At 78.1% G+C, this 22,472-nt stretch carries 26 protein-coding genes and 1 riboswitch; of the genes, 11 read left to right on the plus strand and 15 right to left on the minus strand.

The annotated features are described in order from the left end of the window. Positions 1-3: 3 nt before the first annotated feature. From ACI79B_RS20285 to ACI79B_RS20295, 3 genes are read right to left on the minus strand one after another with little or no spacing between them, the layout of a single operon-like run. Positions 4-1,599, minus strand: coding sequence for a GTPase (locus tag ACI79B_RS20285; protein WP_456929847.1), 1,596 nt, complete (start codon positions 1,597-1,599; stop codon positions 4-6). Further along, positions 1,596-3,290 (minus strand): ABC transporter, encoded by a 1,695-nt coding sequence (locus ACI79B_RS20290; RefSeq protein WP_456929848.1) that lies wholly within the window; start codon positions 3,288-3,290, stop codon positions 1,596-1,598. The genes ACI79B_RS20285 and ACI79B_RS20290 overlap by 4 nt, the downstream gene beginning before the upstream one ends. Positions 3,291-3,319: 29 nt before the next feature. Further along, entirely contained in the window at positions 3,320-3,979 is a 660-nt protein-coding gene (locus ACI79B_RS20295) for an HAD hydrolase-like protein (protein ID WP_456929849.1), read from the minus strand. A gap of 94 nt (positions 3,980-4,073) precedes the next feature. Here ACI79B_RS20295 and ACI79B_RS20300 point away from each other — a divergent pair, with 94 nt between their 5' ends. After that, positions 4,074-4,940, plus strand: a complete 867-nt coding sequence (locus tag ACI79B_RS20300; protein WP_456929850.1) for a hypothetical protein — start codon at positions 4,074-4,076, stop codon at positions 4,938-4,940. A 9-nt stretch (positions 4,941-4,949) separates the two neighbouring features. Here ACI79B_RS20300 and ACI79B_RS20305 read toward each other — a convergent pair whose 3' ends face one another. Next, the gene (locus ACI79B_RS20305) at positions 4,950-5,432 is read right to left on the minus strand and encodes an FBP domain-containing protein (protein ID WP_456929873.1); all 483 of its coding nucleotides are present in this window, start codon (positions 5,430-5,432) and stop codon (positions 4,950-4,952) included. Next, positions 5,429-6,205, minus strand: a complete 777-nt coding sequence (locus tag ACI79B_RS20310; protein WP_456929851.1) for a cobalt-precorrin-6A reductase — start codon at positions 6,203-6,205, stop codon at positions 5,429-5,431. The genes ACI79B_RS20305 and ACI79B_RS20310 overlap by 4 nt, the downstream gene beginning before the upstream one ends. A gap of 26 nt (positions 6,206-6,231) precedes the next feature. Between ACI79B_RS20310 and ACI79B_RS20315 the strand changes: the two genes are divergently transcribed. Continuing rightward, positions 6,232-7,314 (plus strand): cobalt-precorrin-5B (C(1))-methyltransferase, encoded by a 1,083-nt coding sequence (locus ACI79B_RS20315; protein ID WP_456929852.1) that lies wholly within the window; start codon positions 6,232-6,234, stop codon positions 7,312-7,314. Here ACI79B_RS20315 and cobM read toward each other — a convergent pair. The 3 genes from cobM to def all read right to left on the minus strand — a co-directional run bounded on the left by cobM (position 7,311) and on the right by def (position 9,917). Then, entirely contained in the window at positions 7,311-8,054 is a 744-nt protein-coding gene (cobM, locus tag ACI79B_RS20320) for a precorrin-4 C(11)-methyltransferase (RefSeq protein ID WP_456929853.1), read from the minus strand. The two genes, ACI79B_RS20315 and cobM, sit on opposite strands and share 4 nt — an antisense overlap. Before the next feature lie 61 nt (positions 8,055-8,115). Continuing rightward, positions 8,116-9,363, minus strand: coding sequence for a precorrin-6y C5,15-methyltransferase (decarboxylating) subunit CbiE (cbiE, locus tag ACI79B_RS20325; protein ID WP_456929854.1), 1,248 nt, complete (start codon positions 9,361-9,363; stop codon positions 8,116-8,118). Then, positions 9,360-9,917, minus strand: coding sequence for a peptide deformylase (gene def / locus ACI79B_RS20330; protein WP_456929855.1), 558 nt, complete (start codon positions 9,915-9,917; stop codon positions 9,360-9,362). The genes cbiE and def overlap by 4 nt, the downstream gene beginning before the upstream one ends. A gap of 40 nt (positions 9,918-9,957) precedes the next feature. Here def and ACI79B_RS20335 point away from each other — a divergent pair, with 40 nt between their 5' ends. The 5 genes from ACI79B_RS20335 (at position 9,958) to ACI79B_RS20355 (ending at position 15,820) form a co-directional block, all read left to right on the plus strand. Then, entirely contained in the window at positions 9,958-10,920 is a 963-nt protein-coding gene (locus ACI79B_RS20335) for a cobalamin biosynthesis protein (protein ID WP_456929856.1), read from the plus strand. Positions 10,921-11,185: 265 nt separating this feature from the next. Beyond that, entirely contained in the window at positions 11,186-12,631 is a 1,446-nt protein-coding gene (yczR, locus tag ACI79B_RS20340; protein WP_456929857.1) for a MocR-like transcription factor YczR, read from the plus strand. 270 nt (positions 12,632-12,901) lie between these two features. Then, positions 12,902-13,537: an ANTAR domain-containing protein gene (locus ACI79B_RS20345; RefSeq protein ID WP_456929858.1), complete on the plus strand. Its 636-nt coding sequence runs from the start codon at positions 12,902-12,904 to the stop codon at positions 13,535-13,537. Positions 13,538-13,652: 115 nt separating this feature from the next. Beyond that, complete coding sequence (locus tag ACI79B_RS20350; protein WP_456929859.1) at positions 13,653-14,318, plus strand: lysophospholipid acyltransferase family protein; 666 nt, start codon at positions 13,653-13,655, stop codon at positions 14,316-14,318. Further along, positions 14,315-15,820: a cobyric acid synthase gene (locus tag ACI79B_RS20355; RefSeq protein WP_456929860.1), complete on the plus strand. Its 1,506-nt coding sequence runs from the start codon at positions 14,315-14,317 to the stop codon at positions 15,818-15,820. The genes ACI79B_RS20350 and ACI79B_RS20355 overlap by 4 nt, the downstream gene beginning before the upstream one ends. A gap of 33 nt (positions 15,821-15,853) precedes the next feature. On the opposite strand, the gene ACI79B_RS20360 is transcribed toward ACI79B_RS20355, so the two are convergent. Next, entirely contained in the window at positions 15,854-16,369 is a 516-nt protein-coding gene (locus tag ACI79B_RS20360) for a cupin domain-containing protein (RefSeq protein WP_456929861.1), read from the minus strand. Between the two features lie 142 nt (positions 16,370-16,511). Further along, positions 16,512-16,910 carry an acyl-CoA thioesterase gene (locus tag ACI79B_RS20365; RefSeq protein WP_456929862.1) on the minus strand — a complete coding sequence of 133 codons (399 nt, stop codon included), beginning with the start codon at positions 16,908-16,910 and terminating at the stop codon, positions 16,512-16,514. Positions 16,911-16,942: 32 nt separating this feature from the next. On the opposite strand from ACI79B_RS20365, the gene ACI79B_RS20370 reads away from it, so the two are divergent. Both ACI79B_RS20370 and ACI79B_RS20375 read left to right on the plus strand, forming a co-directional pair. Continuing rightward, positions 16,943-17,539 carry an MSMEG_1061 family FMN-dependent PPOX-type flavoprotein gene (locus ACI79B_RS20370; RefSeq protein WP_456929863.1) on the plus strand — a complete coding sequence of 199 codons (597 nt, stop codon included), beginning with the start codon at positions 16,943-16,945 and terminating at the stop codon, positions 17,537-17,539. 34 nt (positions 17,540-17,573) lie between these two features. Further along, positions 17,574-17,999, plus strand: coding sequence for a VOC family protein (locus ACI79B_RS20375; protein WP_456929864.1), 426 nt, complete (start codon positions 17,574-17,576; stop codon positions 17,997-17,999). 4 nt (positions 18,000-18,003) lie between these two features. On the opposite strand, the gene ACI79B_RS20380 is transcribed toward ACI79B_RS20375, so the two are convergent. Further along, positions 18,004-18,198 (minus strand): hypothetical protein, encoded by a 195-nt coding sequence (locus tag ACI79B_RS20380; protein WP_456929865.1) that lies wholly within the window; start codon positions 18,196-18,198, stop codon positions 18,004-18,006. 159 nt (positions 18,199-18,357) lie between these two features. Between ACI79B_RS20380 and ACI79B_RS20385 the strand changes: the two genes are divergently transcribed. Further along, positions 18,358-18,864: a type II toxin-antitoxin system PemK/MazF family toxin gene (locus tag ACI79B_RS20385; RefSeq protein WP_456929866.1), complete on the plus strand. Its 507-nt coding sequence runs from the start codon at positions 18,358-18,360 to the stop codon at positions 18,862-18,864. A gap of 7 nt (positions 18,865-18,871) precedes the next feature. Here the strand turns inward: ACI79B_RS20385 and ACI79B_RS20390 are convergent, their stop codons facing one another. Genes ACI79B_RS20390 through ACI79B_RS20405 form a run of 4 tightly spaced genes read right to left on the minus strand, consistent with a single transcriptional unit; the run spans position 18,872 to position 20,991 of the window. Next, positions 18,872-19,159, minus strand: a complete 288-nt coding sequence (locus ACI79B_RS20390) for a hypothetical protein (protein WP_456929867.1) — start codon at positions 19,157-19,159, stop codon at positions 18,872-18,874. A gap of 31 nt (positions 19,160-19,190) precedes the next feature. Continuing rightward, complete coding sequence (locus ACI79B_RS20395; protein ID WP_456929868.1) at positions 19,191-20,258, minus strand: AbrB family transcriptional regulator; 1,068 nt, start codon at positions 20,256-20,258, stop codon at positions 19,191-19,193. Next, positions 20,255-20,548: a transcriptional regulator gene (locus ACI79B_RS20400; protein WP_456929869.1), complete on the minus strand. Its 294-nt coding sequence runs from the start codon at positions 20,546-20,548 to the stop codon at positions 20,255-20,257. The genes ACI79B_RS20395 and ACI79B_RS20400 overlap by 4 nt, the downstream gene beginning before the upstream one ends. Further along, positions 20,545-20,991, minus strand: coding sequence for a hypothetical protein (locus ACI79B_RS20405; RefSeq protein ID WP_456929870.1), 447 nt, complete (start codon positions 20,989-20,991; stop codon positions 20,545-20,547). Before ACI79B_RS20405 ends, ACI79B_RS20400 begins: the two co-directional genes overlap by 4 nt. Before the next feature lie 105 nt (positions 20,992-21,096). After that, positions 21,097-21,225: riboswitch (cobalamin riboswitch) on the plus strand. Positions 21,226-21,283: 58 nt separating this feature from the next. On the opposite strand from ACI79B_RS20405, the gene ACI79B_RS20410 reads away from it, so the two are divergent. After that, positions 21,284-22,472, plus strand: a 1,189-nt coding sequence (locus ACI79B_RS20410) for an ATP-binding protein (RefSeq protein WP_457000238.1), incomplete at its 3' end; no start/stop codon positions are given.

Consider the following 22,472-nt stretch of genomic DNA (forward strand, 5'->3'; position numbering starts at 1 on the left):
CCGTCAGGATCGTGCGCGACCGACCGCGGCGCAGAACCGGTCGTGGTCGGCGCGTGCCGCCGCCAGCGGCGCCAACACCTCCTCGTCGGCCACCTCCGCCACCCGCGCGGTGAGCCGGCGCCGCGCCGTCCGCGCCCGGCGTCTGGCGCCCGCGGCCACCAGCGGCCGGCACAGCAGCGCGAGCAGCAGCCCGGCGAGCAGGCCGCCGGCCAGCAGCAGGGTGGGCAGCGGGATGCCCTGCACCCGCGGCAGCGGGAGGACGTCGTCGAGCTGCAGCAGCCCCAGCCCGGCCAGCGCGAGCAGCCAGAGCGCGCCGACCAGCGCGGTGAGCGCCAGCAGCCACTGCAGGCCCCCGGCCGCGCGCTGCCACAGCGGCGTCCGGTCGGGGCCGAGGTCGGTGCCGGCGACGGCGCGGTCGAGCCGGTCGGGCAGCCGCTCCTCCGTGTCCTCCGACGTGCGGCGCAGCTCGTCGCGCCAGGCCGGCGGCAGCCCGCGGCCGGCGTCGTCGCGCGCCCGGCGCAGCGCGGCGTCCATCCCGGCCCGCTGCACCGCGCCGGCCTGCGGCAGCGAGGTGCGCGACCGCTCGTCGCCCAGGTTGAGCCGGCCCAGCGGGTCGGCCCGCAGCTTCGAGGTCCACCGCAGCACCGGCCAGCCGGTGTGCGCCACGCCGCTGCGGTGCGCCGAGCGCTCGACCGCGGCGACGACCGCCGGCACCCCGGCGGCGTCGGCGAGCGCGCCGGCGAGCTCCTCCCGCGCCGCCCGGTCCGGCCCGCGGTCGCGGCCGGCGTCGGGCGCGCAGTGGGCGGCCAGGGCCGAGGCGGCGCCCCGCGCGTCCGCGGTCAGCCGGTCGGTGGCGGCCTTGCGGGCGCCCACCCGGCGGCCCAGCTCGGCCCGCAGCTGCGGCAGGCCCAGGCCGCTGGACGCCGCGGTCGGCAGCACCGGCACCCCGGTCAGGCCCTCCTCGTCGAGCAGCCGGCGCAGGTCGGCCAGGCACGCGACGGCCGCCGCCTCGTCGAGCCGGTCCACCTGGTTGAGCACCACCAGCAGCACGCCCGAGTGCCCGGCCAGCGGCGCGAGGTAGCGGGTGTGGACGGCGTCGTCGGCGTACTTCTGCGGGTCCAGCACCCACACCAGGACGTCGACCAGCTGCACCAGCCGGTCGACCTCCAGCCGGTTCTCCAGCCGCACGCTGTCGTGGTCGGGCAGGTCGAGCAGCACCAGGCCGTCGAGCGCGGGGTCGGGGTCGGCGACCCGGTGCCGCCGCGGCACCTCCAGCCAGTCGAGCAGCCGGTCCGCGCCGTGGTCCCCCCAGACACTGGCGTGCGCGACGCCGGTGGTCGGCCGCCGCACGCCGGGGGTGCTCACCTCGGCCCCGGACAGCGCGTTGAACAGAGTCGACTTGCCGCTGCCGGTGGCCCCGGCCAGCGCGACGACGGTCGCGTCGCCCAGCGCCTCGCGCGCCCCGGCCTTGGCCAGCAGCGACCGCGCCGTGCCCACCGCGCTGACCTCCCCGCCCGTCCCCAGCCGCCCCTCGGCGACCTCGACCGCCTCGCGCAGCGCGGCCAGCCGGTCGGCCAGCGACGTCCCGCGGCCCCTCACGCGCCGGCTCCCCGGGCCGCGGCCAGCGTGGCGACCGCCGAGCGCAGCTCCTTCGCCGCGCCGGGGGCGTCCGCGGCGACGGCGAGCAGTTCGTCGAAGCGGTCCTGCTCGGCGGCCAGCAGCCGGTCGGCGCGGGTGTCGAGGTCGGCGCGGGCCCGGGCGGCCAGCGAGCGCACCGCGGCGTCGCCGAACACCGCCTCGAGCACCCGCTGCCCGAGCGCCGTCGTCCCGCCGGCGACGGCGAGCTCCGCCCCCGACAGCCCCGCCGTGGACGCGAAGACGGCGACCATGACCACCGCGCCGGCCCCGTTGACGCCCCACGACAGCAGCCGCGCCTGCGAGCGCTTGCCCGCGCCCTCCTCGCGCACCAGGTCGAGCACGTGGCCCTGCCAGTCGCGGACCTCGTCGGCGGCCGCGGGCGCGAAGTCCGGCGACTCCGACCCGAGTTCCTCCTCGCGCCCGGCGACCAGTGCCGGCCCGCCGGGCAGCGCGCGCCACGCGGTCACCGTGCGGTCGGCGGCGCGGCCGGCCTCGGCGCGCAGCAGCGTCTCCACCCCCGACTCCAGCGCGCCGCTCAGCGAGTCCGTCGACGTCGGGCGGCCGGTGAGCGCGGCGCCCAGCCGGTCGCGCAGCCGGCCCACCCGGTTCTGCAGCGAGCGCATCCACTCGCCGGTGCCCACGAAGTCCTGCCAGCGGGCCAGCACCTCGCCGCGCAGCAGGCTGCCGTTGCCCACGCCCTCGGCGACCGCGTCCCGCGCCGCGTCGTAGGCGGCGTCGGCGGCGTTCCCGAGGGCGGCCGCCGCCGCGGCCTGCTCGTCCACGCCGTCGGCGACCGCGGCCACCCGCGCGTCCAGGCTCTCCAGCGCCCCGGCCAGCGTCTGCCGCACGACGGCGGCGCGCTGCTCCTGGTCGGCGGCCAGCCCGCGCAGCCAGTCGCGCAGCGGCGCCACCTGCTCCTCGGGCAGGAAGCCGTCGCGCAGCGGCCGCTCCTCCACCACGAACAGCCGCGCCGTCCCCAGCCCGCCGCGCTGCAGCATCCCGGCGAGGTCGGCGGCCACCTCGGTCACCGCCTCGGGCGGCACCCGGTCCAGCACGACCGCCAGCGCGGTGCCCCGCTCCTGCGCGGTGCGCAGCAGGTCCCACGGGACGGCGTCGGCGTAGCGGGCCGCCGTCGTCACGAAGACCCACAGGTCCGCCGCCGACAGCAGCTGCCCGGCGAGGTCGCGGTTGGTCTCCACGACCGAGTCGACGTCGGGGGCGTCGATGAGCGCGAGCCCGGCCGGCAGCGCCTCGCTCGGGACCAGGCGCAGCCCGCCGGTGACGTCCCCCTCGCCGGTCGTGCGCGGCAGGCCGGGGAGCACGCGGTCGCCGGAGAACGCCGGCACGTCGGCCGGCGAGCAGACGAGCACGGGGGCGCGGGTGGTCGGCCGGAGCACACCGGGCGTGGTCACCCGCGCGCCGAGCACACTGTTGACCAGCGTGGACTTGCCCGCGCCGGTCGAGCCGCCGACGACGGCGAGCAGCGGGGCGTCGAGGTCGCGCAGGCGGGGCAGCAGGTAGTCGTCGACCTGGTCGACCACCGCCCGGGCGGTCCGCACGGTCGCGTCCCGCGCGGGGGTGGCGAGGCCGAGCGGCGCCGCGGCGACGGCGTCGCGCAGGTCCTGCAGCGCGTCGGTCAGCGGGACGGTCATGCCCGGTGACTAGCCAGGACGGCGGTCCGCTACCCGTCGAGCGCCGCCAGCGCGGCCGGCACCTCCCCCGGCGTCGCGACGACGACCGCCGCGCCGGCTCCCTCCAGCTCGCCCGGACCGCCCGGTCCCCAGCCCGCGCCCACGCACGCCAGCCCGTGCGCCGCCGCGCCGAGCACGTCCTGCGCGCGGTCGCCGACGAGCACGGCCGGACGCCGCGCGGGGTGTGCGGCGAGCGCCGCGGCGACCACCTGGTCCTTGTGCCGCACCGCGCCGTCGAGGGTGGCGCCGTGCACGGTCGCGAACGCCGCGCGCAGGCCGGTCGCCTCGAGCACGCGCACGGCGAACACCTCGGGCTTGCTGGTCGCCACGGCGAGGGTGGCGCCGCCGTCGCGGAGGGTGGCCAGCAGCTCCGGGACCCCGTCGTACACGGCGACGTCGAGCAGCGCGCCGGCCGCGTAGTGCGCCCGGTAGGCGGCCACCGCGCGGCCGACGTCGGCCGGCGGGACCCCGAGCACCGTGGCGAAGCCGTCCTGCAGCGGCGGGCCGACCATGTCGCGCAGCTGCGCCGGCGTCGGCTCGGGCAGGCCGAGCCCGGCCGCGGCCACCCGCACCGAGGCGGCGATGCCCGGCGTCGAGTCGACCAGCGTGCCGTCGAGGTCGAACAGGACCAACGGGAGCTCGTTCGGCACGGGACCTGCGCCTCCGGTCGGTCGGGATCCCCGGTCGGGGGCGCGACACCGAGCGCCCCTTGTCCGCAGCTTCCCCCGGGGGAACGCTGGGCGCATGAACGGGTCCGAGGAGCGGACCGCGGACCAGCGCACGCCGGACGAGCCGGCGCGCGCTCCGCACGGCCGCCACACCGAGCAGGCCTCACAGCGCCTCCAGCAGGACGCCCGGCAGCTCCAGGAGCGGCTGGCCCGGGGCGCCGAGGCGATGGCCACGACCGAGCACGCCGTCGCCGCCACCCATCTCGCCCTGGCCGAACGAGCCCTGCGCAAGGGCCGCGTCGAGGACGCGCAGGGGTACCTGCGCGAGGCCGCGGCGGCGCTGCGGGCCGTCGAGCACGAGCGGGACCGGGCCGTCCGGTGGCCGGCGGCCACCACCCCGGGGGACGCGGACGCGGCGCACGCCGAGCAGGCGCGGAGGGCCGCCGACCGGGCGCGGGAGGACGCGGCCGGTCGTCGCGACCAGGCGGCCCGCCGGTGGGAGGGCGCGGCGCTGTCCCGCGAGGAGGCCGCGCGACAGCGCGACGAGGCGGCCGTCGAGCGTGACCGGCAGGCCACGGCGCGGACCGCCGCCTCCCGGGCCCGGGAGGCGGCCGCCGACGTGCGCCGGGCCGAGCAGGAGCGCTGGCGGGAGCGGGCGGCCGCCTCGGCCGGCGGGCTGCCGTCCGAGCAGCGGGAGCACCAGCAGGCCATCGACGTCCAGGTCGCCGAGAGCTACCGCGCCCACACCGAGGACGACCGGGCGCGGGCGGAGGCCGACCGGGCGGCCGACGTCGCCGACCGGCGGGCGGCGGAGCGGGACCGCCGGGCGGCGGCCCGGGACCGGGACGACGCCCGCGCCGACCGCGAGCGGGCCGCCCGCGACCGCGCCGCGGCGAGGGCCGACCGCGACCGGCACCCCGGCGCTGGCCCCGCGGGACGCTGACGCGCCGGGTCAGCGGGTGACGGCGTCCAGGAAGGTGTGCACCCGCTCCCTCAGCTCGGCGACCCGCTCCTCGGCCACCTCGTCCGGGTCGCGGTCACGCAGCCACGGCGGGATCTCGGTGCGGGCCCGGGAGCCGCAGCCGAGGTCGGCGCACACGTAGGTGCCGACCGTGTTGCCGTTGCGGCCGGCCTCCCCGGCGCGGCGCGCGGTGAACAGCGAGACGGCGTCGCCGGAGTGGGTGGACTGGCACAGCAGGCACATGACGGTCCGGCGCGCGGACATCCGCGACTCGGCCGCGCGCAGCGCGATGCCGACCGGCTCCCCCTGGCGCTGGACGACGAGGTAGCCGCGCAGCGGCGCCTTGGGGTCGCGCCAGCCGAGCACCTCGAGCTCGTCCCACGGCAGGTCGGCGAGGTCGCGCGGGAGGGTGGCGGCGTTGGCCTCGCCCTTCGAGCAGTTGACGAAGGAGCGCCGCACCTGCTGCTCGGTCATCGGTTCCACGAGGGGCCATCCTCCGTTCCGGCACCGTCGCGTCTCAACGCATTTAGCCACTCCACCGCCTCCTCCACGGTGGTCACGACGTCGACCCCCGGGGGCAGCGGCGGGCGGCGGACCAGCACCACGGGCAGCCCGAGCCGCCGGGCGGCGACCAGCTTGGCCTCGGTCATGTGCCCGCCGGAGTCCTTGGTCACGACGACGTCGACGCCGTGCTCGCGCATCAGCGCGACCTCCTCCTCGACCGTGAACGGGCCGCGGGCCAGCAGCAGCACCGCCCCGGCGGGCAGCGGCTCGTCCGGCGGGTCGACCGAGCGCACCAGCACCCGCCCGGGCAGCGCCGCGAACGCGCCGACCCCCTGCCGGCCGGTGGTGAGGAAGACGGTGCCGGCGTCCCGGACCGCCGCGGCCGCGTCGGTCAGGGAGTCCACGTACGTCCACCGGTCCCCCGGCCCCGGCGTCCAGCCCGGCCGCTGCAGCCGCAGCAGCGGCACGCCGCGCCGCCGCGCCGCGGCCGCCGCGTTCGCGGTGATCCGGGCGGCGAAGGGGTGGGTCGCGTCGACGACGGCGCGCGGCCGGTGGGTGGCCAGCCAGTCGGCCAGCCCGTCGGCGCCCCCGAAGCCGCCGACCCGCACGCCGCCCTCGGGCAGGACCGGGTCGGCCACCCGCCCGGCGAGGCTGGACAGGACGTCGACCCCGCGGTCGACGAGCGCCGCGGCCAGCCGCCGCGCCTCCCCGGTGCCACCGAGCACGAGCACCTGCCCGGTCATGCAGCGCCGCCGGGGATCATGGACCGGTGAGCAGGGACGGCGCCTCCGGGCTGCGGCACGGCTGGACCACCGGCGCGTGCGCGACGGCGGCCGCCACCGCGGCCTACACCGCGCTGCTCACCGGCGAGTTCCCCGACCCGGTGACCATCGACCTGCCCAACGACCGGCACCCGGCCTTCGCGCTGGCCCGCGAGTCCCTCGAGCCCGGCGCGGCCACCGTCGGGATCGTCAAGGACGCCGGCGACGACCCCGACGTCACCCACGGCGCGCTGGTCAGCGCGCGGGTGACCCACGGCGAGCCGGGCACCGGCGTCGTCTTCCGCGCCGGCGAGGGCGTGGGCACCGTGACCAAGCCCGGCCTGCCGCTGGCCGTCGGCGAGCCGGCGATCAACCCGATGCCGCGGCGGTTCATGCGGGAGCACGTCGCGGCGGTCGCGGCGCGGCACGGCGGCAGCGGCGACGTCGTCGTCGAGGTGTCCATCGAGAACGGCGCGGAGCTGGCCAGGAGGACGTGGAACCCGCGGCTGGGCATCCTCGGCGGGCTGTCGGTGCTCGGCACGACCGGCGTCGTCGTCCCGTACTCGTGCTCGTCGTGGATCGACTCGATCCGGCGCGGCATCGACGTCGCCCGCGCGGCCGGGCACACCCACGTGGCCGGGTGCACCGGGTCGACCAGCGAGCGGACCGTGCAGGAGCTCCACGGCCTGCCCGAGGACGCGCTGCTGGACATGGGCGACTTCGCCGGCGCGGTGCTCAAGTACCTGCGCCGCCACCCGGTGCCGCGGCTGACCGTCGCCGGCGGCATCGGCAAGCTGGCCAAGCTCGCCGACGGCCACCTCGACCTGCACTCGGGCCGCTCGCAGGTGTCCTTCGACTCGCTCGCCGCCCGGGTGGCCTCCGCGGGCGGGTCCCCCGAGCTGGTCGAGGGCGTGCGCGGGGCGAACACGGCGCTCGACGCGCTGCAGCAGTGCCAGGCGGCCGGGCTGCCGTTGGGCGACCTGGTGGCCGCGGGCGCCCGGCAGACGGCGCTCGGCGTGCTGCGGGGAGCCCCGGTCGCGGTCGACGTCGTGGTCATCGACCGCGCCGGCGCGGTGGTGGGACGCGCCTAGCCGCGGCATCTCGTCGTCGAGTAGAGGTGGCTGTCGGGGAACTGCGCGGCGGTGAGCACCGGGCCCACGACGACGATCGCCGTCCGCCTGACGCCGGCTGCCTCGACCTGGCCGGCGATGTCGGCGAGCGTGCCGCGCAGCACCAGCTCGTCGTCGCGGCTGGCCCGGGCGACGACGGCGACCGGGCCGTCGTCGCCGTAGTGCTCGGCCAGCTGCGGCGCGAGCTCGGCCATCCGCTGCACGGCCAGGTGCAGCACCAGCGTCGCGCCGGTGGCGGCGTAGGCGGCCAGCTCCTCCCCCGGCGGCATCGGCGTCGAGCGGGCGGAGGTGCGGGTCAGGACGACGGTCTGGCCGACGCCGGGCACGGTGAGCTCCCGCTTGAGGGCGGCGGCCGCGGCGGCGAACGCGGGCACCCCCGGGACGACGTCGTAGGGCACCCCGGCGGCGTCGAGCCGGCGCATCTGCTCGGCCATGGCGCTGTAGACCGAGGGGTCGCCGGAGTGCAGCCGGGCGACGTCGTGGCCGGCCTCGTGCGCGGCGACGAGCTCGGCGGTGATCTGGTCCAGGTCGAGGTCGGCGGTGTCGACCAGCCGGGCGCCGGGCGGGGCGGTGTCGAGCAGCTCGCGGGGCACCAGCGCGCCGGCGTAGAGGCAGACCGGGGCGCTCGCGATGACCCGCGCCGCCCGCAGCGTGACCAGGTCCGCGGCCCCGGGCCCGGCCCCGATGAAGTACACGGTCACGGGAGCGCCCTCCGGTGCACTTCCGCGGAGGTGCACGGTGCACTTCCGCGGAGATGCCCGCTCACCACCGGGTCACCGACCAGATCGTCACGGGCATCGCGGGCTTCCAGCCGGTGAACGACCCGACCGGCTCGGCGCGCTGCACCTCGACCCGCACCAGCTCCCCGCCGACCCGGGCGTGCCACTGGGCGAGCACCGCCTCGCTCTCCACCGTGACCGCGTTGGCCACCATGCGGCCGCCCACCGGCAGCGCGTCCCAGCAGGTCTCCACCAGCAGCGGCGTGGTGAGCCCGCCGCCGATGAACACCGCGTCCGGGGCGCCCAGCCGGGACAGGACGTCCGGCGCGTGCCCGTGCACCACCCGCAGGTACGGGACGCCGAGCCGGCCGGCGTTGCGGGCGATCCGCTCGGCCCGCTCGGCGGAGGCCTCGACGGCGACGGCGCGGCAGGTCGGGTGCGCGCGCATCCACTCGATGCCGATCGAGCCGGCGCCGGCCCCGACGTCCCACAGCAGCTGCCCGGGGACGGCGGCCAGCCGGGCGAGGGTGATCGCGCGGACCTCCGACTTGGTCAGCTGCCCGTCGGACTCGTAGGCGCCGTCGGGCAGGCCGGGGGTGGTGGGCAGCGGCATGGTGCCGCGGTCGGCCCGGCACTCGACGGCGGTGACCACCAGCGCCGGCGCCGGCTGCGACCAGGTGGCCGCGGTGCCGGTGCGCACCTCCTCGTCCGGGCCGCCGAGTCCCCCGAGCACGGTGATCAGGCTCTGCCCGTAGCCGCGGCCGGCCAGCAGCGCGGCGACCTGCGCCGGCGTCTCGCCGTCGGAGCCGAGCACGAGCAGCCGGCGGCCGGGCTGCACGTGCGGGTGCAGCAGCTCGATCGGCCGGCCGACCAGGCTGACCACCTCGGTGTCCTCCACCGCCCAGCCCAGCCGCGCGCAGGCCAGCGACACCGACGACGGCGCCGGCAGCACCCGCACCCGGCCGGCGCCCAGCAGCCGGGTCAGCGTGGTGCCGATGCCCGACAGCATCGGGTCGCCGCTGGCCAGCACCACCAGCGCGCGGCCGGCGTGCTGCTCGACCAGCCCGGGCAGCGCCTCGGTGAGCGGCGAGGGCCACGGCACCCGCTCGGCGGGGACCTCCGCCGGGACCAGGTCGAGCTGGCGGGAGCTGCCGAGCAGCACCTCGGCCCGCTCGACCTCCGCCCGCGACGTCGGCGCCAGCCCGTCCCAGCCGTCCGCGCCGATCCCGACGACGACGATCGGGGTCGCCGCGGTCTCCTCCACCGCCTCCGCCTGCTGGACCCCGCTCACGCCGGCAGCTCGCCCTCGGGCCCGGCGGCCTCGGCGAGCAGCCGCTCGCGCAGCTCCTCGGGCAGCCGGTCCACGTAGACGACCCCGTCGAGGTGGTCGACCTCGTGCTGCAGGCAGCGCGCGGCCATGCCGGTGGCCTCGATGGAGACCGGCTCCCCCTTCACGTCGACGCCGTCCACCCGGGCGCGGAAGGCGCGGGCGAGCTCGGCGTAGGGGCCGGGCACCGACAGGCAGCCCTCCTCGGTGACCTCCTCGGCCGGCTCGTCGCCCGTCGGCTCGAGCAGCGTGAGCCGCGGGTTCACGGCGTAGCCGACGACGTCCTCGCCGTCGGCGTCCGGGCAGTCGATGACGAACACCCGCGCGTCGACGCCGATCTGGTTGGCCGCCAGCCCCACCCCGTCGGCCTCGCGCATCGAGGCGAACATGTCGAGGACCAGCCGGCGCAGCCGCTCGTCGAACTCGGTGACCGGGGCGGTCGGGCGGTGCAGCACCTCGTTGCTGCCGTAGGTGACGATCGGCCGGGCGACGCCGTCGTAACGGCCGGGCAGGCGCATGGCCGCGATCCTAGGAAGCCCGGTCGGGAGGATGGACGCCGTGCTCCACCGCCGAGGCCCCCGCCGCAGAGACGTCCCCACCGCCCTCGGCCTGGCGCTCGGCGCGGCCGCCGACCTGCTGCTCGCCGATCCCGCGCGGCGTCACCCGGTGGCCGGGTTCGGCACGGCCGCCGCGGCGCTGGAGCGGCGGGTCTGGCGGGACTCCCGCGGGGCGGGCGCGGGGTACGCGGCGGTGCTCGTGGCGGGCGCGGCGGGGCTGGGGGCGGCGGTGGACCGCGCCAGCCGGGGCCGGCCGGCGGTGCGCACCGCCGCCGTCGCCGCCGGCACGTGGGCGGTGCTGGGCGGCACGTCGCTGGGCCGGGCGGCGACGGCGATGGCCGGCGCGCTGGAGGCCGGCGACCTGCCCGCGGCCCGGGCGCTGCTGCCCACGCTCGCCGGGCGGGACCCCTCGGCCCTCGACGAGGGCGAGCTGGCCCGGGCCACCGTCGAGTCGGTCGCGGAGAACACCTCCGACGCCGCCGTCGCGCCGCTCGTGTGGGGCGCGCTGGCCGGGCTGCCCGGGCTGCTGGGCTACCGCGCGGCCAACACCCTCGACGCGATGGTCGGCCACCGGTCCCCGCGGTACGCCCGGTTCGGCTGGGCCGCCGCCCGCGCCGACGACGCCGCCAACTGGCTGCCCGCCCGGCTCACCGCGGCGCTGACCGTCGCCTGCGCCCCGCTCGCCGGCGGGTCGGCCCGCGGGGCGCTGCGGGTGTGGCGTCGCGACGGCGCCGCCCACCCCAGCCCCAACGCCGGCCGCTGCGAGGCCGCGGCGGCCGGCGCCCTGGGACTGCGGCTGGGCGGGCGCAACGTCTACGGCAGCCGGGTGGAGGACCGGCCGGTGCTGGGCGACGGGGCGGCGCCGGCCAGCAGCGACGTCGCGCGGGCGGTGCGCCTGTCGCGCGCGGTGTGGCTGGCCGCCGCGGCCCTCGCCGTCGCGAGCAGGGCCGCCCGCGGCCGCTGAGGGGACCGGGTCCGCGGCCCGCGGCCGTGCAGGGCGCCGCGCGGCGCCGGCGGCACGGGGAAGCCGGACGGGTCGACGCGGAGGTGGCTGGCCGGTGGGTCGGCCGGGCCGCGGCCGCCGCGGGCGGCGACCACCAGCGTGGTCACCGCCAGGGCGGCCAGGGCCAGCAGGAACAGCAGGACGAGGACGGCGCCAGGAGTCATGGACAGGACAGTGGCACCATCCGGCCTGGACGGAAGCGGTCCAATCCGGCATGGTGGCCTGCATGCCACCGGCCACTGACCAGTCCACCGCTCCCGAGCTGGCCGGCCTGGTCGGTCCACTCGGTGCCCTGCCGGGCCCGCGGTACGCCGCGCTGGCCCGGCGCATCCGCGAGCTGGCGGCCCTCGGGCAGCTCGCGCCGGGCACCCGGCTCCCGGCCGAGCGCGACCTCGCGGCGGCGCTCGCGGTCAGCCGGGTGACCGTCGCCTCGGCCTACCGGCTGCTGCGCGAGGAGGGGCACGCGAGCACGCGGCACGGCGCGGGCACCGTCGTCGAGGCGCCCCCGGCCGACCCGGTGTGGACCGCCCCCACCACCGACCCGGCCGTGCTCGACCTGGCGCACGCCGCGCCCGAGGCGGCGCCACAGCTGCTGCCCGCCTACCGGGAGGCGCTGGAGCGGCTGCCCGCCGTCGCCGCCGGGCACGGCTACGCGCCGGGCGGGCTGCTCGAGCTGCGCGCGGCGATCGCCGACCGCTACACCGCCCGCGGCCTGCCCACCGACCCCGAGCAGGTGGTGGTCACCGCGGGCACCGGGGACGCCACCGCGCTGGTGTTCGAGACGCTGCTGCAGCCCGGCGACCGCGTGCTGGTGGAGCACCCCACCTACCCGGGGGCGCTGGGTCTGGTCACCGCCGCCGGCGGCCGGTGCGTCCCGGTGGCCGTGGACGCCGCCGACCCCGACGCGGTCGTCGGCGCCGCGCACATCGCCGTCCGGCAGAGCAGCCCGCGGATGGCCTTCCTCATGCCCGACTTCTCCAACCCCAGCGGCACCCGGCTGTCGGCCGCCGGGCGCCGCCGCCTGGCCGCGACGCTGTGGCAGCAGGGCGTGCTGACCGTCGTCGACGAGGTCACCGCGGAGCTGCACCTCGACGACGGGCCGCTGCCCCCGTACGCCGCGGGCCTGCCCGACGCCGCGACGATCACCGTCGGCGGGCTGTCCAAGGCGGTGTGGGGCGGGCTGCGGGTCGGCTGGCTGCGGACCGACGCCGCCCTCGCCGGCTCGCTCGGCGCGGCGCTCGGCCGCCGCCAGCTCTCGGTGGGCCTGGTCGACCAGCTCGCCGCGGCGACCCTGGTGCGGGACCTCGACGCTGTCCTCGACCAGCGGCGGGCGCTGCTGCGCGAGCGCCGGGAGGTGCTGCTGGCCGAGCTGGCGGCCCGCCTGCCGGCGTGGACCGCGACGCTCCCGCGCGGCGGCCTGTCGGTCTGGTGCGCGCTCCCGCCGGGCACCAGCTCCGCCGCGCTGGCGGCCGCCGCCGCCCCGCTCGGGCTGCTGCTGGCCGAGGGCCGCGCGTTCGGCACCGGCACCGCCTTCGACGACCACCTGCGGGTGCCCTTCACGCTCCCCGCGGCGGACCTGCGCAGCGCCGTCGCGACCCTCGCCGCCGTCGACGCCGCACTGCGCCGCGATCCGGTGGTGCGACACCCGGCGCGGCCCCTCACGGTCGTGTGACACGTACCGGACCGGTGCCGTCCGACGGCCGTGCGCCCCCGGTCCCGGGGGACTACCGTCATGGAGGTCCCCGAGCGGCCGGGCTCTCCCCCGGCGATCCGCAGATGGTCGAACAGCCGGCTGCGCGGCGCTCTCGCCGGGCCTCGCGCCCGGCGCGTCCCCTCGGAGCCCGCCATGACGTCGACGCAGTCGCGTGTCACCTCCAGACACCACCCACCGGCCGGCCGGACGACGGCCCCGTCCCTCCCCCGTCCCCCCGCTCCTCCGCCGTTGCCCGCGCGGCGCACCCCCGTCGCCGGCCGCTGGCGCTACGACCGCGCCACCGGGGACTGGTGGTGGTCGGCCGAGATGGCCGCCCTGCACGGCCTCGCCGACGACGGTCCCGGTCCCTCCACCGAGGTGCTCGTGGCCGCTCAGCACCCCGACGACCGGGCACGCACCATCGACGCGCTCTCCGCGGCGGTCACCGGGCAGGCCTTCTGCCTGGAGGTCCGGCTGCGCTCCGGCGAGGGCCACCGGCCCGTCGTCTTCCTCGGCGAGCCGCGGACGGACGACGACGGCCGGGTGGTCGCGGTCGAGGGCCTGATGGTCGAGGCCCCGCGGCCGGCGGTGCCGTCGGCCGAGGAGCAGGTCGCGGCGCTGGAGACCGAGGTGGCCCAGCTGCGCACGGCGATGGCCAGCCGGGCGCCGATCGAGCAGGCCAAGGGCGTGCTCATGCTGCTCACCGGGTGCGGCGACCAGGTGGCCTTCGACCTGCTGGCGCACATCTCCAGCCACGTCCACCGCAAGGTCCGCGACGTCGCCCTCGACCTCGTCGCCTCCGCCTCGGGGGCGCGGCCCCTGGCGCCCGAGGTGCGCGCGATCCTGCGCGACGCCTGCCCACCCCAGGGACACGTCGAGCGCTGACCCCCGCCCCGCCCGCGCGGCCCTGCCTCCCGGACCGCGCGGGCGTCGGGGGAGGATGCCCGGGTCCGGGCCGGCGGGCAGACGCCGGCCCGGTCCCTGGGAGGGGGCGGACGGCGTGTTCTACCTGCTCGCGCGGTTCCTGCTGCGGCCGCTGTTCCGGGTCGTGTTCCGGCCGCGGGTCACCGGGCGGCAGCACGTGCCGGCCACCGGCGCGTTCATCATCGCCAGCAACCACCTGTCGTTCATCGACAGCATGGTCATCCCCCTGTCGGCACCGCGCCGGGTCCGCTACCTGGCCAAGGACGAGTACTTCACCGGCCGCGGCCCGGGCGGCTGGTTCACCCGCACGCTGTTCACCGCGCTGGGCGCGATGCCCGTGGAGCGGAAGGCCTCCCGCGCGGCGCAGGAGGCGCTGGACACCGCCCTCGGCGTGCTGCGCGCCGGTGAGGGCTTCGGCATCTACCCCGAGGGCACCCGCTCCCGCGACGGCCGGCTCGCGCGCGGCAAGACCGGCGTCGCGTGGCTGGCGCTCACCGCCGGCTGCCCGGTGGTGCCGGTGGCCGTCACCGGCACCGACCGGGTCCAGCCGGTCGGCGCCCGCTGGCCGCGGCCGCACCGGTTCTCGATCGAGTTCGGCGAGCCGATGACCTTCCCCGAGCACGCCGGCCGGGCGGGCAACGGCCGGGCCCGCCGCGAGGTCACCGACCGGATCATGGAGACGATCGCCGGGATGTCCGGGCAGGAGAAGGCGGGCTGGGGCAGCCCGCGCCCGGCCGCGTGAGCGGGGCGCTGCTGGTCGCCGGGACGACGTCGGACGCCGGCAAGTCCGTCGTCACCGCCGGCATCTGCCGCTGGCTGGCCCGGCAGGGCGTGCGGGTGGCGCCGTTCAAGGCGCAGAACATGAGCAACAACTCGGTGGTCACCGCGGACGGCGCCGAGATCGGGCGGGCGCAGGTCATGCAGGCCGCAGCGGCGCGGGTGGAGCCCGAGGCGGCGATGAACCCGGTGCTGCTCAAGCCCGGCGGCGAGGACGCCAGCCAGGTCGTGGTGCTCGGCCGGCCGGTCGCCGACGTCACCGCGCTGTCCTACCGGCCGATGAAGGCGGCGCTGCTGGAGCAGGCGCTGGCCTGCCTGGCCGACCTGCGGTCGCGCTTCGACGTCGTCGTGTGCGAGGGGGCCGGCTCCCCCACGGAGATCAACCTGCGCGCCGACGACATCGCCAACATGGGCCTGGCCACCGCCGCGGGGCTGCCGGTGGTCGTCGTCGGCGACATCGACCGCGGCGGGGTCTTCCCCGCCCTCTACGGCACCGTCGCGCTCATGCCGCCGGCCGACCAGCGGCTGGTCGCCGGGTTCCTGGTCAACAAGTTCCGCGGCGACGTCCGGCTGCTGCGGCCCGGTCTCGAGCAGCTCACCGCGCTCACCGGCCGGCCGACGCTCGGCGTCCTGCCCTGGCTGCCCGGCGCGGCGCTGGACGTCGAGGACTCCCTCGGCATCCCCACCGGCGTCCTCGCCGCCGGGCCGCCGCACGGCGAGGAGGTGCTGCGGGTGGCCGTCGCCCGGCTGCCCCGGCTGTCCAACTCCACCGACGTCGACGCGCTGGCCGCCGAGCCCGGCGTCCTCGTCCGGTTCGTCACCCGCCCCGAGGAGGCCGCCGACGCCGACCTGCTGGTGCTGCCCGGCAGCCGCGCGACGGTGTCCGACCTCGCCTGGCTGCGCGCGACCGGGCTGGCCGACGCGGTGGCCCGCCGCGCCGCCGAGGGCCGGCCGGTGCTCGGCATCTGCGGCGGGCACCAGATGCTCGCCCGCACCATCACCGACGACGTCGAGTCGCGGGCGGGCACCGTGCCCGGGCTGGGGCTGCTGCCGGCCGACGTCCGGTTCGCGCGGGAGAAGACGCTGGGCCGCCCGTCCGGGGAGGCCCTGGGCCACCCCGTGCACGGCTACGAGATCCACCACGGCGTCGTCACCTACGGGGACGGGGCCGAGCCGTTCCTCGACGGCGGCCGGGCTGGGTCGGTGTGGGGCACCACCTGGCACGGGGCGCTGGAGAACGACGGGTTCCGCCGCGCCTTCCTCGCCGAGGTCGCCCGGGCGACCGGCCGCCGGTTCACGCCGGCGCCGGAGACGTCCTTCGCCGCGGTCCGCGAGCAGCGGCTGGACGCGCTCGGCGACCTGGTGGCCGAGCACGCCGACACCGACGCGCTGTGGCGGCTGCTCGAGGAGGGCCCGCCGGCGGACCTGCCGGTGCTGCCGCCCGGGGACGCGCTCGGCCCGCGCTGAGTCCGGCAGCGGCGTGCGGAGGGTGGGGACCGGTCACCAGGACGGCGGGGTGAGGCCGTAGCGCCGGATCACGTCGGCCTGCCAGTCGGGATCGGCCACCTGGAGGCCGTACTCGTCCGCGAGCGCGAGGAACCTCGCGACGTCGGTCTCGCCGGCATCCGCGAGGTCGGCGACGTCACGGAAGAAGCGCTCGAACCCGGCCGGGCTGATGATCTCGATCATCCGCGCGGGCACCGAGCCGGCGTTCCACATGGCGTGCAACTCCCCGCGGGGCTTGGTGATGTAGCCCCCGGGGCCCAGCACCACCTCGCGGTCTCCCGAGCGGAAGCCGATCTCCCCCTCGGTGACGATCGAGTACTCGTCCTCGCGCGTGTGCAGGTGGGCGGACACGTACGCACCGACCGCGAATGGGTGCTCGACCACCGCGATCGATCCGTGGGTGTCCTCCCCCCACAGCTTGAACGCGACACCCACGCCGTCCGGGAGGTCCACCACCCGCCCCTGGCCCGGTCGCACGATCGTCAGCGGCGGCGGGGTGCTCTCGTCCATGCCGCGTCCTCGCTCTGGCTCCTCCGGGCGTGCATGGTCCCGCTCCCGGCGCCGGGAGTCGAGAGGCGCCGTGCCCCGGAGCCCGGCATGCGCTGCGGCGGGCGTGCCCGGTAGAGGCCGCTCCCGGGACCCGTTCCCCGGCTCAGCCCGCGCTGAGCGCGGCCTCGAGACGCTCCCGGACGTCGTCGGGCCACGGCACGGACTCCCCGCCGGCGCGCGCGACGTAGGTGTTGCGGACGACGCAGCAGACCCGCTCCGCCACGCGCACGGTGAACCGCACGGTCACGCTCGTGCGCCCCAGCCGCTCGGCCTGCGCGTCGACCTCGACCGTGTCGCCCCAGCCGGCCGACGACGACCACTCGAGCGTGCTGGCCTTGACCACCGGGTCCACCCGCGGCGCCAGCTCGTCCCACGGCAGCCCGATCGACGCCCACCACGCGGTGGAGGCCTCGTCGGCCCAGACGAGGTAGTGCGCGTTGAAGACGACGCCCTGCTGGTCGCACTCGACGAAACGGACCGGGGAGCTCCACGTGACCGGCACGGCGCGACGCTAGCGGGGGCTACCGTCGTCGCGTGCAGCCCGACCCGGTCCTCGCCTCCTACCGCCCGCCCTCGCAGCTGGTGCTGGACAAGGAGATCGACCACCTCGACGTCCACTGCCGGACCCTGATCGGGCTGTCGCCGTTCCTCACCCTCTCGACCGCCGACGCCGACGGCTGGCCGGAGGTCTCCCCGCGCGGCGGCGACCCTGGCTTCGTCAAGGTGCTCGACGAGCACCGGCTGGTGCTGCCCGACCGGCAGGGCAACAACCGGCTCGACAGCCTGCGCAAGGTGGCGGTCAACCCGCGGGTGGCGCTGCTGTTCTTCGTGCCCGGCCTCGAGGAGACGCTCAAGGTCTTCGGCACCGCCGGGCTGCTGCCCGCCGACGCCCTCGCCCTCGACCTCACCGAGTTCGGCCGGGAGCCGCGCTCGGTCATGGTCGTGACCGTGCAGCGCGCCTACCTGCACTGCGCCAAGGCGGTCATGCGCTCGGGGCTGTGGGACCCGGCGCGCCGGATCGACCGCGGCGCCCTGCCGCCGTTCGGCACGATGATCCGCGACCACTGCGGGCTGGAGACCCCGCTCCCCGACGACGCCACCATCCGCGCGGACCTCGCCCTGGAGCTCTGACCGTCCTGTCACCGCGTCCTGCCAGGCTGCGGCCATGGCGACCGAGTTCCAGGTGACGATCGACGCCGCCGAGCCGCACGCGCTCGCCGACTGGTGGGCCGAGGCGCTGGGCTGGCGGGTGGAGCCGCAGGACGAGGCGGTCATCCGGCGCGCGGTGGAGGCCGGGCACGCGAGCGAGGACCAGACGACGACGCACCGCGGCGCGCTGGTGTGGGCCGCCGGCGCGGCGATCACCTCGCCGGACCCCGGCCGGCCGCGCGTGCTGTTCCAGGCCGTGCCCGAGGCGAAGACGGTCAAGAACCGCGTGCACCTGGACCTGCGGGTGGGCGACGAGCGGCGCGAGGCCGAGGTGGCGCGGCTGCTCGGGATGGGCGCCACCGAGCTCTGGCGGGCGTCGCAGGGCCCGTTCTCCTGGGTGACGATGGCCGACCCGGAGGGCAACGAGTTCTGCGTGACCTGAGGGCCTAGACGGGCAGGTCGCGGGCCAGGCGCCGGGTGGTGACCGTGCGCCGGGCCACGCGGCGGACCCGGTTGCGCCGGGGTCTGCGCTCGGTGCCGAGGTACCGGGCGTCCTCGACGAGCTGGAACGCGGCGAGCACGCTGGCGCGCGGTTCCCGCGACAGCGCGACTGCGGGGATCACAGGCTGGGCCGAGGTCATGGGAGCCCCCCTCTCCCGGGACGCGGTGCTGGCGTCCCGTGACGCAATGGTGCCCGCGATCGACCCGCTGTAACCGGAACCGGGGCGGATTGGTACCGGTGTGACGAACGAGGCAGACGGGACGGCGTGTCCGCTGGCACCTCCGTACGGTTCCCGTCCATGGACCGCCCGCGCCGCCTCGTGGCCGCCGTCCGCTCGCTCGTGCGCACCGTCGCCGCGCCGTCGGCCCGCCGCGCCGCGCGCCGCCCGGCCCCGGCGCCGCCGGCCGCCGCCCCGCCGGCGGGGATCGACGTCGGCTACCGGCCGCGGGCCGACGGCCGGCCCGACCCGGGCGAGGTCGTCTGGGCCTGGGTGCCCTTCGACGAGGGCGACGGCCGGGGCAAGGACCGCCCGGTGCTGGTCATCGGCCGCCGCGGCGAGGACCTGCTCGGCCTGATGCTGACCAGCAAGGACCACGACCGCGACGCCGCCGACGAGGCCCGGTACGGGCGCAGCTGGATGGACGTCGGCACCGGCGCCTGGGACGGGCGGGGCCGGCCGAGCGAGGTGCGGCTGGACCGGCTGCTGACCCTGGACCCGGCGCGGGTGCGGCGGGAGGGCGCGGCGCTGGACCGGGCGCTGTTCGACCGGGTGGTCGACGCCGCCCGGCGCACGCAGGGCTGGTGAGCGCGGGTCAGTCGCCGCGGCGCGGCTGGGGCTCTCGCTGCCGCAGGTGGTAGACGCCGGCCCGGCCGGGCAGGGGCTGCAGGTCGTAGCGCGAGACGACCTTCGGTCCGCCGTGCAGGTGCACGTGGGTGACCGTGGGCAGCGGCGCGCCGTGCCGGGCGGCGCGGACCTCCACCCGCCCGTCGAGGGGGCCGCCCACGAACAGCAGGACGGCGTCCTGCTCGTCGGCGGTGGCGTCCACGACGGCAGTCTCCACGTCGGACAGCTCGCTCTCCTCCTCCGGCGCACGGCTCACCCGGTCGAGGGTAGGCGTGCGGTGCCACCGGTCAGGACGGCCGGCGGCGCAGCCTGCGGGCGATGAGCGGCGCCGCGAGCAGCATCACGAACAGCCGCAGCACCTGGACGGCGAGCACGAAGGTCGCGTCCGCGCCGGTGCCGGTGGCCGTGGCGAGGACGGCGTAGAGGCCGCCGGGCGTCGTCGCGAGGTAGGCGTCGAGCTCGCTGACGCCGGTGGCCGCCGAGAGGACGACGCCCAGCCCGGCGCACGCGACGACGAGGCCGACGATCACCGCCAGCGCCGGCAGCAGCGCCCGGCCCACGGTGCGCAGGCTCGCGACGGTGAACCGCAACCCCACCTGCAGGCCGATGAGCACGAACGCCGCGGCCTCGACCGGGCCGGGCACGGTGGCGCCGCCGGAGAGCCCGCCGAGGTCGGCGGCGGCGGCCACCAGCAGCGGCCCGAGCAGCGACGGCACCGGCAGGTGCACCAGCCGGGCCAGCACCGCGCCGACCACGCCGCAGGCGGCGGTGAACAGCAGCCCGGCGGGCCAGCCGGGCCCGGCCTCCACGGTGACCGCGCCCCCGGCGCCGGGGTCCGCGCCGTAGACCGTGGTCGCCACGACCGGCATCGCGACGACGATGAGCAGCACCCGCAGGTACTGCAGGACGGCGACCATCCGGTCGTCGGCGCCGAGGTCGCGGGCCATCGCCGTGATGCCCGACGCGCCGCCGGCGATCATCGCGAACGCCCCGGTCACCGGGCTGATCCCGGGCTGGCGGCGCAGCAGCAGCCCGGCGCCGACGGTGAGCAGCAGCGTGGCGAGGGTGACCAGGAGGACCGGCGCCCAGTCCTCGCCGATGGCGGCCAGGGTGTCGGGGTCGACCAGCGCGCCGATGGAGATGCCGACGACCGCCTGTGCCGTGGCTGCCGCGGGCCGCGGGACGTCGAGCGGCGTGCGCCCGGCCAGGCCGCGCACCAGGCCGGCGAGCAGCCCGCCGAACAGCGCGGCCGACGGGACGCCGACGCGGGCCAGCAGCCACCCGGCCGCCGCGGCGCCGGCGAGGACGAGGGCGGCGTCGGCGAGCGCGCGGGGGTCGGTGCGGCGCGCCCTCACAGACCGGCGATGCGGCGCAGCTCGGCGACGTGCGCCTCGAAGGCGCGGCGCCCGGTCCGGGTCAGCGACAGGCTGGTGCGCTGGCGGGACGCGACTGTCGCCTTGCTGACCTCCACGTACCCGGCCTCCTCCAGCTGCTTGACGTGCTTGGACAGCACCGAGTCGCTCACGCCGACCCGGTCGCGCACGGTGGCGAACTCCATCGTGTCGACGGCGGCGAGCAGCCCGCAGATCTGCAGCCGCGGCGGCGGGTGGATGACCGCGTCGAAGTGCGGCGCGACCGCGGTCACAGCCCGCTCCGCAGCCCGGCCACCCACCGGCGGCCCCACACCCGGCTGAGCACGCCGGCCGCGACGCCCAGCACCGCGCCGGCCACCACCATCACCCAGTGCCGGTCGTACCCCTCCGCCAGCACGAACGCCGGCACGAGGACGACCAGGACGACCGCGCCCCAGGCGGCCGCCACCCGGGGCGGCGTGTTGACCCAGACCCCGGTGATCCGCCGGTAGGCCGCCACCAGCGCGCGCAGGCCGGCGGCGAACAGGACCAGCACCGGGAAGGTCACCCACAGCGAGTCGAGGGCGTAGCTCGCGAGGAAGGCGAACAGCAGCAGGCCGAGCGCGACGTCGTACCACCACGGCTGCAGGACGCGGTCGGCCAGCGCCTCCCGGTCGGCCCGCAGCACGGCGAGCTGCGCGGCGGCGGTGTCGCGGTCGATGGCGTCGTTTTCCATGCCGGAAAGCGTGGACCGTCTCTTTCCGATCCGTCAAGTCACCGCCCGGCCTCCCGCCCTGCCGGATCGCGTGGTTCCATGACCGGGCCACAGCGACGGCAGTGGAGGAAGCCCGGTGCGAGTCCGGCGCGGTCCCGCCACTGTGACCGGGGAGTCCGACCCCACCTGAGGCCACTGGTCCCGCGAGGGGCCGGGAAGGCCGGGGCCGGGCGCAGATCCGGGAGCCAGGAGACTCCCGCCGTCGTCCCTGCCACCTCCGGGCGTGGACACCCGGGGAGAGGACACGTGCCGCATGACCTACCCCTTCGGCGCCGTCGTCGGGATGGACGACATGCGCCTGGCCCTGCTGCTCAACGCGGTCTCGCCGGCCATCGGCGGCGTGCTGGTGCGCGGCGAGAAGGGCACGGCCAAGTCGACGACGGTGCGCGCGCTGGCCGCCGTCCTCCCGCCGGTCGCCGTCGTGCCCGGCTGCCGGTTCGCCTGCGACCCCGCCGCCCCCGACCCGGCCTGCCCCGACGGCCCGCACGAGCCCGCGGCGCCGGCGCAGACCCGCCCGGCCCGGCTGGTCGAGCTGCCGGTGGGCGCGTCGGAGGACCGCGTCGTCGGGTCGCTGGACCTCGAGCGGGCGCTCACCGAGGGCGTGAAGGCCTTCGAGCCGGGCCTGCTGGCCGCCGCGCACCGGGGCGTGCTCTACGTCGACGAGGTCAACCTGCTGCACGACCACCTCGTCGACCTGCTCCTCGACGCCGCCGCGATGGGCACCGCCTACGTCGAGCGCGAGGGCGTCTCGGTGCGGCACGCGGCGCGCTTCCTGCTGGTCGGGACGATGAACCCCGAGGAGGGCGAGCTGCGCCCGCAGCTGCTCGACCGGTTCGGGCTCACCGTGGAGGTCGCCGCGCCGCGGGACCCGGCCGAGCGCGCCGAGGTGGTCCGCCGCCGGTTCGCCTACGACGCCGACCCCGCCGGGTTCGCCGCGGCCTGGGAGGCCGAGGAGGCGGAGCTGGCCGCCCGGATCGCCGGCGCCCGCGCCCGCCTGCCGCACGTCGTCCTCTCCGACGACGCGCTGCGCCAGGTCACCGCCGTCTGCGCCGCCTTCGACGTCGACGGGCTGCGCGCCGACCTGGTCACCGCGCGCACCGCGATCGCGCACGCCGCCTGGTCCGGCCGCGACGCCGTCACCGAGGACGACGTCCGGGTCGCCGCCCGGCTGGCCCTCCCCCACCGCCGGCGTCGCAACCCGTTCGACGCGCCCGGCCTCGACGACGACACGCTCGAGCAGGCGCTCGAGGACAGCCGCCCCGAGGACGACGACCCGCCGCCTCCCCCGGACGGTGACGGCGACGGCGGCGCTCCCCCGCCTCCCCCGTCCGGCGAGGACGGCGGCGGCCCGGACTCCCCGTGGGGGGGGGGGGGGGGGGGGGGGGGGGGGGGGGGGGGGGGGGGGGGGGGGGGGGGGGGGGGGGGGGGGGGGGGGGGGGGGG

It is taken from the genome of Geodermatophilus sp. SYSU D00879 (assembly GCF_054050375.1).